General features: G+C 42.5%; 12 protein-coding genes. All 12 read left to right on the plus strand.

The window, feature by feature from the left end:
• The first annotated feature begins 1,456 nt into the window (after positions 1–1,456).
• On the plus strand, positions 1,457–1,807 hold the full coding sequence (gene flhD, locus Xets_RS15525) for a flagellar transcriptional regulator FlhD (RefSeq protein WP_074019618.1): 351 nt from the start codon (positions 1,457–1,459) through the stop codon (positions 1,805–1,807).
• Between the two features lie 2 nt (positions 1,808–1,809).
• Complete coding sequence (gene flhC / locus Xets_RS15530; protein ID WP_099131251.1) at positions 1,810–2,391, plus strand: flagellar transcriptional regulator FlhC; 582 nt, start codon at positions 1,810–1,812, stop codon at positions 2,389–2,391.
• Between the two features lie 134 nt (positions 2,392–2,525).
• On the plus strand, positions 2,526–3,407 hold the full coding sequence (gene motA / locus Xets_RS15535; protein WP_099131250.1) for a flagellar motor stator protein MotA: 882 nt from the start codon (positions 2,526–2,528) through the stop codon (positions 3,405–3,407).
• Positions 3,408–3,409: 2 nt separating this feature from the next.
• On the plus strand, positions 3,410–4,423 hold the full coding sequence (motB, locus tag Xets_RS15540) for a flagellar motor protein MotB (protein ID WP_099131249.1): 1,014 nt from the start codon (positions 3,410–3,412) through the stop codon (positions 4,421–4,423).
• Positions 4,424–4,489: 66 nt separating this feature from the next.
• Complete coding sequence (gene cheA / locus Xets_RS15545) at positions 4,490–6,667, plus strand: chemotaxis protein CheA (RefSeq protein WP_370588254.1); 2,178 nt, start codon at positions 4,490–4,492, stop codon at positions 6,665–6,667.
• A gap of 4 nt (positions 6,668–6,671) precedes the next feature.
• Positions 6,672–7,169 carry a chemotaxis protein CheW gene (gene cheW / locus Xets_RS15550; RefSeq protein WP_074019720.1) on the plus strand — a complete coding sequence of 166 codons (498 nt, stop codon included), beginning with the start codon at positions 6,672–6,674 and terminating at the stop codon, positions 7,167–7,169.
• Positions 7,170–7,347: 178 nt separating this feature from the next.
• Positions 7,348–9,051, plus strand: coding sequence for a methyl-accepting chemotaxis protein (locus tag Xets_RS15555; RefSeq protein WP_099131247.1), 1,704 nt, complete (start codon positions 7,348–7,350; stop codon positions 9,049–9,051).
• 56 nt (positions 9,052–9,107) lie between these two features.
• Positions 9,108–10,739 carry a methyl-accepting chemotaxis protein gene (locus tag Xets_RS15560; RefSeq protein ID WP_099131246.1) on the plus strand — a complete coding sequence of 544 codons (1,632 nt, stop codon included), beginning with the start codon at positions 9,108–9,110 and terminating at the stop codon, positions 10,737–10,739.
• Positions 10,740–10,745: 6 nt separating this feature from the next.
• A complete protein-coding gene (gene cheR / locus Xets_RS15565) occupies positions 10,746–11,633 on the plus strand; it encodes a protein-glutamate O-methyltransferase CheR (RefSeq protein WP_099131245.1) in 888 nt (295 codons plus the stop codon).
• On the plus strand, positions 11,626–12,678 hold the full coding sequence (locus Xets_RS15570; RefSeq protein ID WP_099131244.1) for a chemotaxis response regulator protein-glutamate methylesterase: 1,053 nt from the start codon (positions 11,626–11,628) through the stop codon (positions 12,676–12,678). Before cheR ends, Xets_RS15570 begins: the two co-directional genes overlap by 8 nt.
• Before the next feature lie 80 nt (positions 12,679–12,758).
• Positions 12,759–13,148, plus strand: coding sequence for a chemotaxis response regulator CheY (gene cheY, locus Xets_RS15575; protein ID WP_074019627.1), 390 nt, complete (start codon positions 12,759–12,761; stop codon positions 13,146–13,148).
• A 9-nt stretch (positions 13,149–13,157) separates the two neighbouring features.
• The gene (cheZ, locus tag Xets_RS15580; protein ID WP_099131243.1) at positions 13,158–13,814 is read left to right on the plus strand and encodes a protein phosphatase CheZ; all 657 of its coding nucleotides are present in this window, start codon (positions 13,158–13,160) and stop codon (positions 13,812–13,814) included.
• Positions 13,815–13,904 lie beyond the last annotated feature (90 nt).

The following is a 13,904-nucleotide window of genomic DNA, read 5'->3' on the forward strand; positions in this document are numbered from 1 at the left end:
TAGAACAGGTCTTGGTGTTATTCTTTAAAAACGAACTACCTACCACAACACAAATGAATTTAAGGAAACAATAGCGTTACATTTACCTGTTATTTTTTTTATTTGAAACGCTCAATTAATCTATCTATTTCTATTTATTTTCAAAGTTAAATAGGATGAATTGCTTTTTTATATCTGTTTTTACATATGGTTTTATTTGTTTTGTTCTAATTCTTTATTCGTCTTTTAATTAGGTTTTATGTGATAATATGTTGTTGCCAAATTTGCATTTGGGGATTATTTTATATTTATATTTTTTGTTATTTAAGCAAATTAATTTTTGGTCAATAAATTACCTTGTTTGAGAATTTAACTGCGGATTTGCCCGCGCTGAAAAGCCTTATAAAACATTTATCATTCTTATCATTTTCGCTGTGGGCGTGAAAATAATTGATTAATTTTATTTATTTATTGTGCGTGTGAGCTAGCTAAAGAGGGGAAATAATCAGCAAGGGACTCTTAGTTAAATTTATGTCACAAGCAGGCGGTGTATGTATTTATTTTGTTTAGAAAAATTTATTGATTATGATGGTGGAAAATATCCTTGATAGATTGCAGAGGGGATTGAATTTTGTTTAATTAGCAAAGTCTTGCTAGTTGAGTTTACAGGGTGTGAAGATGCAGATGTTTTTTTATTTCAATATCATACTGTATTTTATCTTATTTTTGTGATCTGTGTGATGTTTGTGCTCAAAGTGGGGGAGTGTGTATTTTCTCTTCTGTTTGAAAATGCTGCGATTATAAACTAAAAATGATCATACTGATAGCTTTTCAATAACTAGTATTCACATTTAATTAATAAATTTGGCATGACTATGATCTAAATCAAGTTATAGTGGAAGATGAGTACCTACCTGCATTATCAAGAAGCAAATTTTATTAGAATATTGATAATTTAACTAAAGGAAAGATTTTTTATCGTTATTTTGGATTTATAAGTTTAATAGATCGTATAAAACCAAAAACACTGTCTAATATTTTTATTTAAATAATTTAACTTATTAATTGTAGACTATTTCTCGTTTTTTTTTGCTTGAATAGTTAATGAGCTAGAATCATAATAAAAAGCACTAGTTTTGTGATCAGGATCACATAGTATTTAAAATGACATATATTCTCCGTTGTATAAGTTGATGATTCAGGAGTAAAGTTAATTAGCATTAAGAATATTCTTAATCAATTGTGGCAAGTGCATTACCCAGATGACGCAATAATACTTTTACAACCCATTACCGAAATATTTTAGAAATTGGGCGATCCCAAGAGTAATACAAAGGACAGTTACTGCTCTGGCTAAAGATGTATATTTCAGTTATGTCGGAGATTATTGAATCTCATGCTACTGGTAATTTTGTCGTGAGTGATTCTTTGATCACTTAATTTGATTTTTTCATGTAATCGGACGGGATATATAGAAATGAGTACGGCTGAATTGCTCAAACATATTTATGACATAAATTTATCGTATTTGCTTTTGGCACAACGGCTAATTAACCATGAGAAAGCATCTGCGATGTTCCGTTTAGGTATTAGTGAATCGATGGCTGATACGTTGGCCGAGCTGACATTGCCTCAGTTAGTAAAATTAGCTGAAACAAACCAACTGATTTGCCATTTTCGGTTTGAAGACCACGAAACCGTACAGCAGTTAACTAAAGAATCGCGGGTGGACGATCTGCAACAAATTCATACAGGTATCTTACTGTCTACTCATCTTTTTCAGCAGTTATCCGCCCAGGATGACACCTCAATCAAGAAAAGAGCGTAAAGATGGTTGAAAAAAGTATTGTTCAGGAAGCGAAAGATATTCAGCTGGCAATGGAACTCATCACTTTAGGCGCGCGATTGCAGATGCTTGAAAGTGAAACCCAACTAAGTAGAGGCCGCTTGATCCGATTGTACAAAGAGTTGCGGGGAAGCCCTCCGCCTAAAGGGATGCTCCCCTTTTCGACGGATTGGTTTATGACTTGGGAACAGAATATTCATTCGTCAATGTTCTACAATGCTTACCGTTTTCTGTTGAAAAGTGGACATTGTGAAGGCGTAGAGGCTGTTGTCAAAGCTTATCGTTTATATCTTGAGCAATGTCCTCCGGCGAATGAAGAAGGGCCTGTTCTGGCATTAACCAGAGCTTGGACATTGGTTCGTTTTGTTGACAGTGGGATGTTACAGCCAACACAATGTCGCTGCTGTGGTGGAACTTTTATCACACACGCTCACCAGCCGGTAAATAGCTTTGTTTGTAGTCTTTGTCAGCCCCCTTCACGGGCAGTAAAAAAACGTAAACTTTCCTCTCAACCTGCCGATACTAATTCACAACTGCTGGATGGATTTGCTCAGCAAGCTGTGTGAATTTAAATGGGAAAGTAAAATTCAGGTTACAGGTTTGATTATAAACTCTGTAACCTGTCGTCACACTCTTCTTCATTTATCGATTCTCTCTGTTCAGATCCCATCTGCTCACCAACTTAGCTAAAGGATATCGCGTGTTAGTACTTTTAGGATATATCGTGGTTTTTGGTGCGGTAATTGGTGGCTACCTACTTGTCGGTGGTCACATGGGCGCACTTTATCAGCCAGCGGAATTTTTGATTATTGCAGGTGCGGGAATTGGCGCTTTTATCGTGGGCAATAATGGCAAGGCGATAAAGGCAACACTGCGTGTTTTACCAAAAGTATTGCGCAGATCAAAATACAACAAGGCGATGTATATGGATCTTATGGCGTTGCAGTTTCGTCTGTTGTCCAAATCTCGCCAGCATGGGCTGCTGGCTTTGGAGCGAGATATTGAAAATCCACATCAAAGCGACATTTTCACCCAATATCCTCGTTTGTTAAAAGATCAGTATTTGATGGATTTTATTACTGATTATATGCGCCTGATCATCAGCGGTAACATGAATCCTCATGAAATTGAAGCCTTGATGGATGAAGAAATTGAGACTTATGAACAAGAAAGTGAAGTACCAGCGACGAGTTTGGCGGTTGTTGGGGATTCACTGCCTGCATTCGGGATTGTTGCGGCTGTCATGGGCGTCGTTCATGCATTGGGATCTGCGGATCGTCCGGCAGGAGAATTAGGTGTGCTGATCGCACATGCGATGGTGGGAACATTCCTTGGGATCTTATTGTCTTATGGTTTCGTTTCCCCTCTGGCAACACTCCTTCGTCAACGCAGCAGTGAGCAGGTCAAAATGATGCAATGCATCAAAGTGACACTGCTTTCCAGTTTGCATGGTTATGCGCCACAAATTGCAGTTGAATTCGGTCGTAAAACGTTATTCCTCACAGATCGTCCTTCATTCACAGAACTGGAAGAACATGTTCGTCGGGTTAAATCCCCTGTACAACAAGAAGTTGAAGAATAATTATGAGAGCGAATAATGTTTCTGTCGTCAGAATAAAGAAGCGTAAAAAACATGATTCGAACCATGTCGGCGGATCATGGAAGATTGCTTATGCTGATTTTATGACTGCAATGATGGCATTCTTTCTGGTTATGTGGTTGATATCGATAGCCAGTCCGCAGGAATTGACTAGCATTGCTGAGTATTTCCGCACTCCTTTAAAAGTAGCGATTAATCAGGGACAGAAAAGCAGCGATAGCACCAACCCGATCCCTGGGGGAGGGGATGATATTTTCCAACAGGATGGGGAAGTTTTCCGTCAATCTAATCTAGTTGAAGCTAAAGAAGAAACTCGCCGCTTAAATCGGTTACGTCAGCAACTCGACCAATTGATTATTACCGATCCTCGCCTTAAAGAGCTGCGTCCTCATCTATTGATTGACATGATGGATGAAGGTTTACGTATTCAGATTATCGATCGAGAAAATCGCCCGATGTTCATGATTGGCAGTTCGAAAGTCGAAAGTTATATGAGCGATATCTTGCGGGCAATTGCGCCGATCTTGAACGATATTCCAAACAAAATCAGTCTTTCTGGTCATACCGATAATTTACAGTATGCTAACGGTCAGCGGGGTTACAGTAACTGGGAGCTTTCTTCCGATCGTGCCAATGCATCAAGGCGCGAATTGCTGATAGGTGGTCTGGATGGAGCCAAAGTCCTGCGAGTTGTGGGTATGGCATCTACTGTTAGTATGCAGAAAGATATCGATCCTAATGCGCCGGTTAACCGTCGTATCAGCATTATTGTACTAAATAAAGATGCAGAAAAAAGGATTGAGCAGGAAAACAGTGGCGGTAACGCCATGACCGCTAACAATAGTATGGATATGCAAGAAGTCATCAGAATGGATTCAAATGAGGGAGCGGCTGCTCAGCAACCCACCGAACAATCCCATGTGATCATAAAACATGAAATCACAAAATCGGAACAGCCATCGGCTGAACCGCCGAGTGATAATCAGATGACAGAGTAAGTAACGATGGATATTACCGCGTTTTATCAAACTTTCTTTGATGAAGCAGATGAATTATTGGCTGATATGGAGCAGCATTTATTGTTGCTTGATGCCGATGAGCCTGATCATGAGCAGTTAAACGCAATATTTCGCAGCGCCCACTCGATTAAGGGGGGCGCTGCGACTTTTGGTTTTACCAAGCTGCAACAGACCACGCATGTTTTGGAAAATCTGCTCGATAGCGCCAGACGTGATGAAATACGTTTGACTATTGACATTATCAACCTGTTTTTAGAAGCGAAAGATATTATGCAGCAACAATTGGATGCCTATAAAAGTTCTCAGGAGCCGGATGAAGACACATTCAATTATATCTGCGAGACACTGCGTCAGCTTGCATTAGAACTACAACAAGGACAGCAGGAAAAAGAATTTTCTGCAGCAACACCTGAGATTCAGGCTGAACTTGTCACGGAAGAGGTTGTAAATGAAGTTGAGGAAAAACAGGCAGTAGCATCGGTTCAGTCCGAAGAAAATCAGCCGGAGGAGAGGCATACTTCAGCAGACAAATCCAATCATGGACAGATCCGTGTTCATTTATCTGGATTGAAAGAACGCGAAGTCAGTTTAATGAAGGATGAATTGGGGCATCTTGGTGAGATTTATGATGTAGAACAGACTACCAATAGCCTTGAAGCCTCATTGATCACATCTGCGACAGAAGATGATATTACGGCTGTCTTGTGTTTTGTCATTGAGCCAGAGCAAATCACTTTTTTACCAACAAATGAGTCTCAGTCAGAAGGCGCGGACACTGAAACAGAACAAGATGCAGCAGTAGCAAAAGGTGATGTTGTAGATGCCATAGTAAAAACGGATACGGTAAAAACTACGGTAGAAAATAGTACAACAGACAGCAATACAGTAAAAGATACTACCACAGCAATAAATACGACAATTACAAATAATCCACAGCCGACTGATGCTCCGAAAAAAGCAGATGTACGTGAGGTTGGGCGTCCGGCGCCCCGCCCGGCGGCGGGATCGCCACGTCAACGTGCGGAATCATCCAGTATTCGTGTTGCCGTAGAAAAAGTTGATCAGCTTATCAATTTAGTGGGTGAATTGGTCATTACCCAATCTATGCTGGCCCAACATTGTAACGGTTTGGAACCGACCAAACACAGTGAATTGCTGAGCTGTATGGCCCAATTGCAGCGAAATTCCCGTGACCTGCAAGAATCTGTCATGTCAATTCGCATGATGCCGATGGAATACGTTTTTAGCCGTTACCCGCGTTTGGTGCGGGATTTGGCTGGAAAACTCAATAAAAAAGTGGAATTGACACTAATTGGCAGTTCGACAGAACTGGATAAGAGTTTAATTGAACGGATTATCGATCCTCTAACCCACCTGGTACGTAACAGTCTTGATCATGGTATTGAAAGTCCGGAAAAACGCCTTGCAGCGGGTAAACCAGAGACGGGTAATTTGACTCTGGCGGCTGAGCATCAAGGTGGAAATATCTGTATTGAAGTTATTGATGATGGAGCGGGTCTGAACCGTGAAAAGATCTTAGCAAAAGCACAATCTCAGGGCTTAAGCGTCAGTGAAAATATGAGCAACGAAGAAGTGGCTATGCTGATTTTTGCCCCCGGCTTCTCTACCGCAGAAGTGGTAACTGATGTTTCTGGGCGTGGTGTTGGCATGGATGTGGTCAAACGCAATATTCAGGATATGGGCGGGCAAATTCAGATTAACTTCCAGGCAGGAAAGGGAACTGTCATTCGCATTTTGCTGCCACTAACATTAGCGATACTGGATGGCATGTCAGTCAGAGTCAATGAGGAAGTTTTCATCCTGCCACTGAGTGCCGTAGTGAGTTCATTGCAACCACAAGAGGAAGATATTTATCCATTGGCGGGTGATGAAAAACTATTGCTGGTACGTGGGGAATATTTGCCTCTGCTTGAACTGTATCGCATATTCGATATCCCTAATGGAATCACTGATCCAACGAAAGGCATTGCTGTTATTGTGCAGAGTGCCGGACGCCGTTATGCCTTGCTGGTGGATAAATTGGTGGGGCAACATCAAGTTGTTGTTAAAAATATTGAGAGCAATTACCGCAAAGTACCGGGTATTTCGGCGGCCACCATTATGGGGGATGGTAGCGTTGCGCTCATCATTGATATTCCTGCTTTGCAAAAACTTAACCACGAACAATTGGCACAGCGCAAAACATTTCACACTAAAAGGTAACATCATGTCGGCCATAGAAGAATTTAATAAATTATCGGGGGAAACGACCGGAAAGGAATATCTGGTTTTCACCTTGGGTGATGAAGAGTATGGAATTGAGATATTAAAGGTGCAGGAAATTCGCGGTTATGACCAAGTTACCCGCATTGCAAACACGCCTGCTTTTATAAAGGGGATCACCAACCTGCGTGGGGTGATCGTTCCTATCATCGATTTGAGGATCAAATTCTCACAGGAAGATGTCACCTATAACGACAATACTGTTGTGATTGTTCTGAATTTGCTTAACCGTGTTGTTGGGATTGTGGTTGACGGTGTGTCAGATGTGCTGTCCCTGAAAGAAGATCAGATTTGTCCTGCACCAGAATTTGCGGTCACTTTATCAACAGAATATTTAACGGGGCTGGGTTCTATTGATGAGCGGATGCTGATTCTGGTTGATATCGAAAAGCTTCTCAATAGTGAAGAAATGGCATTAGTTGATTCAGTCGCCAAAGGTTGATGTAAAGATTGATATTTTGGGGCTATTGCAATAAAAAACAGCAGCCCCTTTGTTTTAGATCAAAAAAATGCCGTAAAAAATCAATTTTTAGAATTATACGTAAAGTTCCCTTTAAGTGTGCCGATAACTATCTGTAATTCTAAAAATCGGCATAGAAATTTAGTAAAAAAGGGAAGTTATGTTTAACCGAATGAAAATAGTGACGGGATTAATCTCAGTCATCATATTGTTTGGTGCTTTGCAACTTATCTCCGGGGGATTGTTCTTCAAGGGGTTGAAGAATGATATAGATGCCTTTGACTTAATAGATAAAATGCGAGAGCAGCAAATCTATCTGGATGAGAGCTGGGTTAACCTGCTACAAGCCCGTAATAACCTGAACCGTGTTGGCATCATGTACATGATGAAAAATCGCGGTGTTGAAGGTAGTTATAAAACTGATGACGCTCTGGCAGAAGCCAAAGCTAATATTGCCCGTGCCGAACGGCTCTTCGAAAAATATGAACAGACTGAAAAATTGTCTTTCTATGATTCAGAACACCTGCAACGTTTGAAACAGACCCATAATGACTATCTTAACGCGCTTAAAGAGTTAGATAACATGCTAGCGCATAACAAGTTTGAAGAGTTTTTTCTCCATAAAACAACGGATTATCAGAATGCGTTTAATGCGGAATTTAACTTTTATCTATCCCAGAGCGCAAAATTTTATGATCAGGTGTCACAGGAAGCTGATAAAGCTTACAGCAATGTTGTTGTTTCGTTGATCCTTGTGATGCTCCTGCTGTTTGTGGTCATGGTGATAAGCTGGATTGGCTTACGCAAAGCGCTGATCAATCCGTTGCACAAACTGTTGGACAATATTAAGGCCTTCTCAAGAGGGGACTTGACTCAGGCGATCACGGTAACTGGCAATAATGAAATGGGCATGTTAGCCGTTGGTTTGAGACACATGCAGGAAGAACTGATCAATACGGTCAGAAGTGTTCATCAAAGTACCGAAACCATCTATACCGGCACCAGTGAAATTGCCGCGGGTAACAACGATCTTTCTTCCCGTACTGAACAACAAGTGGCTTCGTTGGAAGAAACGGCTGCCAGTATGGAGCAGTTGACTGCGACAGTAAAACAGAATGCTGATAATGCCCGTCAAGCCAGTAACTTGGCTGACAACGCCTCTGAGATCGCCCGTCAGGGAGGTAAAGTGGTGGCTAATGTCGTTCAGACCATGCATGAAATTGCGGACAGTTCTCGTAAGATCTCTGATATCACTGGTGTCATTGATGCCATTGCTTTCCAAACCAATATTCTCGCCCTTAACGCTGCTGTGGAAGCTGCCCGTGCCGGTGAACATGGCCGTGGTTTTGCCGTGGTTGCTGGTGAAGTGCGTAATCTGGCACAGCGCAGTGCAGAAGCGGCTAAAGAGATCAAAGCGTTAATCGAAGACTCGGTAAATCGTACAGATACCGGTTCCATGCAGGTAGAAAGTGCTGGCGAAACCATGAACAAAATTGTCGATTCTGTTACCCGTGTGACTGACATTATGGGGGAAATTGCATCGGCTTCTGATGAACAAAGTAGAGGGATCACGCAAGTTGGTGTCGCTATTTCCGAAATGGATAGGGTCACACAGCAAAATGCGTCATTGGTTGAGCAGTCTGCTGCTGCGGCGGCGGCATTGGAAGAGCAGGCCAAGATATTGACCAAAGCGGTTGCGATGTTTCAGTTACCGGAGCAGGCAGAAAGGAAGCAGCCTGAGAAAAGAAAACATGAAGTTTTATCGGCGACAAAATCGTCGACTCCTCCAGCTAATAAAACAAATCTTCCCATGCTGAAGAAAGACAGCAATGTGGAAGACCCATCTAATTGGGAAACATTCTAAAAAAATAATAGCGATAACCACGGCTGCATTATGCAGCCGTTAAACGAGGTGATTACATGTTAGGCAAGCTCCGCATATCAACCAGTTTGTATCTGTTACTGATGATGTTTTGTGTTCTGCAAATTATTTCGAGTGGTTTATCTCTGGGAATAATTTATACAGATCAGACATATATCGAAAGAATTGATCTGGGAACTCAACGGAGAGATACCCTTGGATTGAGTTGGTCGGCATTGTTGCAAACGCGTAATACTTTGAACAAAATCGCAATAGCCCAGAGAGCGGGGCAGTCACAAACGCAGATAGAGTCAATGGAGGCGTTACTCAAAGGTTCAATGAATGACGCAGACCGGAATTTTGCCAAATTTAGTTCACTACCTCGGATGGAACAAACTGATCATGGTGCAGCTTTATTAACTGCGGTTGAACATTCTTATCAAGAATATATCAACGCATTAAAAGAGCTAAAAACTTATCTTTATGAAGGTAATTTTCAGGCTTTCCTTGATCAACCTACAGAAGATTATCAGCGGAAGATGGAAATTGCATTTAACAACTATATGCAGTTTCTCGGCGCTAACATTAACTCAGCAGTTTCTGAGGGGAAATTTTACTACAAAGTATCCATTGCTATGTTTTTTGGCGCCGTCTTGATGGTATTTGTTGTTTCAATAGCAGCTAATTGGTGGATGAAACGTAACTTGCTCAGACCGTTTTCGAATATGAGAACTTGCTTCCAGGATGTAGCGGAAGGGCGTTTGGATAAGGAAATTGCCGTGTTCACCGATGATGAAATTGGTGATATTTTCCGCAAACTGCGTGACATGCAGGCATCATTAGTCAAATCCATTGCTGCCGTGCGTGAGAATACCAACCAGATGTATTCTGGCATTCAAGAGATCACTCAGGGTAATACGGACTTATCTTCACGTACAGAGCAACAGGCCGCATCACTGGAAGAAACGGCTGCCAGTATGGAAGAGTTGACTGTTACCGTTAAACAGAACGCAGAAAATGCGCGTCAGGCCAGCGAACTGGCGGTATCTGCTTCCCAGACTGCTTCAAAAGGTGGTGAGCTGACCACAAGTGTTGTAGCAACTATGGATGAAATTGCCACAAGTTCGAAGAAAATCAGCGCCATTATCAGTGTTATTGATGGCATTGCTTTCCAGACCAATATCCTGGCACTGAATGCTGCCGTTGAAGCGGCACGTGCCGGCGAACAGGGACGTGGCTTCTCTGTCGTAGCCGGTGAAGTACGTGACTTGGCACAACGTAGTGCCGAAGCCGCGAAAGAAATCAAAACGTTAATCGATGAATCTGTCCATCGTGTTAACCAGGGTTCAGAATTGGTGAATAATGCGGGACAGACGATGGATGAGTTGGTTAGGTCGGTGAACCAGGTGACTGATTTAATGGCTGAAATTGCTGCTGCCTCTGATGAGCAGAGCCGTGGTATTCATCAAGTTGCTCAAGCCGTTAGCCAGATGGATCAAGTCACACAGCAAAATGCTGCGTTAGTGGAACAATCTGCCGCAGCCGCTGCTGCCCTTGAAGACAAGGCGGACATGTTGGTAAAAACTGTTGCTCAATTTGAACTACCTGACAGTTTGGAAAATGAGTACGATCATCAAGCGACCGCTACATCAAACATGACTGATGAGCATGTTGTAAGTCAACTACGCTGAGGTCAGATGAAAGCCAATTCAATAGCTTCAGATACTGATGCTACTGTGTCGCTGAACTTTATGCTTCAACGACATGCTTTATCGGATGCGCAATTTGAGCGCATCTGCCAGTTTATCTATCAACGGGCTGGCATAGTACTGGCAAAAAATAAGCGTGAGATGGTATACAACCGTTTAGTCAGGCGGCTTCGTCTATTGGGACTTAATGATTTCGGTCAATATCTGTCGATTTTGGAACAAGACAGTCACAGTAAAGAATGGGAATCTTTCATTAATGCATTGACCACTAATCTCACCGCATTTTTCAGGGAATCCCATCATTTTCCTATTTTGGCGGCACATGCCAGCAGGAAAAATGGCGGGACATACCGCGTTTGGAGCGCTGCCGCTTCAACGGGAGAGGAGCCGTATTCTATTGCAATGACCTTGTGTGATGCACTGGGGCATCGGTCAAATCGGATAAAAATCATTGGCAGTGATATTGATACTAGTGTGCTGGAAAAAGCCAGTCGGGGTGTTTATCGGCTGGAAGAATTACAGTATCTGAGTGAAAGCCAAAAGAAAAAATATTTTTTCAAAGGGGTTGGTCGCTTTGCAGGATATGCACGGGTTCGTCCTTTACTTGCTGAATTGGTGAGTTTTCAGCATTTGAACCTGCTCGATTCTGATTGGGCACTCGAAGGTAAATTTGATGCAATATTCTGCCGTAATGTCATGATTTATTTTGATAAAAAGACACAGGAAAGGATCTTGCGTCGTTTTGTCAATTTCTTAAAACCGGATGGTTTGCTCTTTGCAGGGCATTCCGAAAACGTCACTCAAATCAGCCGAGAGTTCTACTTGCAAGGGCAGACCGTTTACGGTGTAGGTCGGGCAAGGAGGGGTCATGAATAAAATAACTGTTCTTTGTGTGGATGATTCGGCGTTAATGCGTCAAATCATGCGGGAAATTATCAATAGTCACCCTGATATGGAAGTCGTGGACTGTGCGCCGGATCCATTTGTTGCCCGCGATTTAATCAAAAAACACAATCCGCAGGTATTAACATTGGATGTTGAAATGCCGCGCATGGATGGCATTGATTTTCTGGAAAAATTGATGCGGTTACGTCCTATGCCTGTCGTGATGGTTTCTTCTCTGACAGCAAAAGGTTCGGAAATTACATTGAAGGCATTGGAACTGGGGGCGGTGGACTTTGTGACTAAGCCACAATTGGGTATCCGTGAAGGTATGTTAGCTTATAGCGAACTGATTGCCGAAAAAATCCGTGCCGCAGCCCTGGCTAAAATCAGTCCTGTGGAACCGATATCTGTAAGTACAGCACCATTGAATTTTAAGCCACTATTATCCAGTGAAAAACTAATCGCAGTAGGGGCATCGACAGGAGGAACAGAAGCAATCAAAAACCTGCTGCAACCCCTGCCGATCACCAGTCCGGCTTTATTAATTACTCAACATATGCCTGCGGGTTTCACCCGTTCTTTTGCACAACGACTTAATAAACTGAGTCAGATCACGGTAAAAGAAGCTGAGGATGGGGAACGTGTCCTGCCGGGACATGCCTACATTGCACCTGGCGATCGTCATATGGAACTTTGCCGCAGCGGCGCTAATTATCAAATCATGATAACTCATGCCCAGCCAGTTAATCGCCATCGTCCTTCTGTTGATGTTCTCTTTCGTTCCGTTGCCAAGTATGCCGGGCGTAATGCGGTAGGCGTTATTTTAACCGGTATGGGTAATGATGGTGCTGCGGGCATGCTGGAAATGAAACAGGCAGGGGCTTACACATTGGCCCAAAGCGAAAAAAGTTGTGTCGTATTTGGCATGCCACGGGCCGCGATCCAGTTAGGGGCGGTGGATGAAGTCATGGATCTTCAAAAAATCAGTAAAACTATGCTGACCAAAATCAGTGCGGGGCAATCGGTTCGTATTTAGTCGTTGTATTTGGTAGTTGTATTTGATGTTAATTTTTGCAGCGCTGTGCTGCTGGATAAGTGAAATTCCAAGGAGTTTTTATGGCAAGTAAGGATCTGAGATTTTTGGTCGTCGATGACTTTTCAACTATGCGTCGCATTGTGCGTAATCTACTGAAAGAGTTGGGGTTTAACAATGTAGATGAAGCACAGGATGGGGCAGAAGCGTTGACTAAACTCCGCACTGCCGAATTTGATTTTGTTATTTCTGACTGGAACATGCCAAATATTGATGGCCTTGAATTGTTGAAAACGATTCGCAGTGAAGAAAAACTGGCAGCTTTACCTGTCCTGATGGTAACGGCAGAGGCAAAAAAAGAAAATATTATTGCAGCAGCACAAGCCGGAGCCAGCGGTTATGTTGTGAAACCGTTTACTGCGGCTATTTTGGAAGAGAAACTCAATAAAATATTTGAAAAATTGGGGCTCTAAGGAGACAAAATGAGTGAAAATCCAGTCATGCCGAGAAATGAGGCGATCTCAACCAGTGAGATAATCAGCCGTATTGGGCAGCTAACCAGAATGCTGCGCGATAGTTTACGTGAACTGGGATTGGATCAAACCATCGCTCAGGCGGCTGAAGCGATCCCGGATGCAAGAGAGCGATTGAATTACGTTGTTCAAATGACAGCACAAGCGGCTGAAAGGGTGTTGAACTGTGTTGAAGTCGCGCAGCCCCGTCAGAATGAATTGGAAGTGTCAGCAAAAGCTTTAACCCAACGTTGGGATGAATGGTTTGCAAATCCGAAAAACTTGGATCTGACCGATGCTCGCTCACTGGTAACGGACACGAGAAACTATCTGAATCTCGTACCTGATCATACTTCATTTACCAACACCCAATTGCTTGAGATTATGATGGCGCAAGACTTTCAGGATCTTACTGGGCAGGTAATTAAACGGATGATGGAAGTCATTCAGGAGCTGGAAAAACAATTGGTCATGGTATTAATGGAAAATATGCCTTCTGACCAGATGGCTAAAGCGAAAAAAGAGAACGACAGTCTTCTCAACGGCCCTCAAGTTAACCAGAATGGTACTGGGGTTATTACCAACCAAGAACAGGTTGATGATTTATTGGACAGTTTGGGTTTTTGATAACGAGTGTAATTACTTTAACGAACAGAATTTTTATATTTTGGCTGCGCTTGGGTGAGCAGGATAGCTGGCCCAAGCGCCTGCTTCGAT

The sequence above is a fragment of the Xenorhabdus sp. TS4 genome (genome assembly GCF_014467265.1).
In the GTDB taxonomy this organism is placed as follows: domain Bacteria; phylum Pseudomonadota; class Gammaproteobacteria; order Enterobacterales; family Enterobacteriaceae; genus Xenorhabdus; species Xenorhabdus ehlersii.

What these genes read in the sequence shown, in the direction of transcription:
- flhD (WP_074019618.1), top strand. Translation starts at nt 1,457, where the DNA reads ATGAGTACGGCTGAATTGCTCAAACATATTTATGACATAAATTTATCG.
- cheY (WP_074019627.1), top strand. Translation starts at nt 12,759, where the DNA reads ATGGCAAGTAAGGATCTGAGATTTTTGGTCGTCGATGACTTTTCAACT.
- Xets_RS15555 (WP_099131247.1), top strand. Translation starts at nt 7,348, where the DNA reads ATGTTTAACCGAATGAAAATAGTGACGGGATTAATCTCAGTCATCATA.
- cheZ (WP_099131243.1), top strand. Translation starts at nt 13,158, where the DNA reads ATGAGTGAAAATCCAGTCATGCCGAGAAATGAGGCGATCTCAACCAGT.
- Xets_RS15560 (WP_099131246.1), top strand. Translation starts at nt 9,108, where the DNA reads ATGTTAGGCAAGCTCCGCATATCAACCAGTTTGTATCTGTTACTGATG.
- cheA (WP_370588254.1), top strand. Translation starts at nt 4,490, where the DNA reads ATGGAGCAGCATTTATTGTTGCTTGATGCCGATGAGCCTGATCATGAG.
- cheR (WP_099131245.1), top strand. Translation starts at nt 10,746, where the DNA reads ATGAAAGCCAATTCAATAGCTTCAGATACTGATGCTACTGTGTCGCTG.
- motB (WP_099131249.1), top strand. Translation starts at nt 3,410, where the DNA reads ATGAGAGCGAATAATGTTTCTGTCGTCAGAATAAAGAAGCGTAAAAAA.
- Xets_RS15570 (WP_099131244.1), top strand. Translation starts at nt 11,626, where the DNA reads ATGAATAAAATAACTGTTCTTTGTGTGGATGATTCGGCGTTAATGCGT.
- cheW (WP_074019720.1), top strand. Translation starts at nt 6,672, where the DNA reads ATGTCGGCCATAGAAGAATTTAATAAATTATCGGGGGAAACGACCGGA.
- flhC (WP_099131251.1), top strand. Translation starts at nt 1,810, where the DNA reads ATGGTTGAAAAAAGTATTGTTCAGGAAGCGAAAGATATTCAGCTGGCA.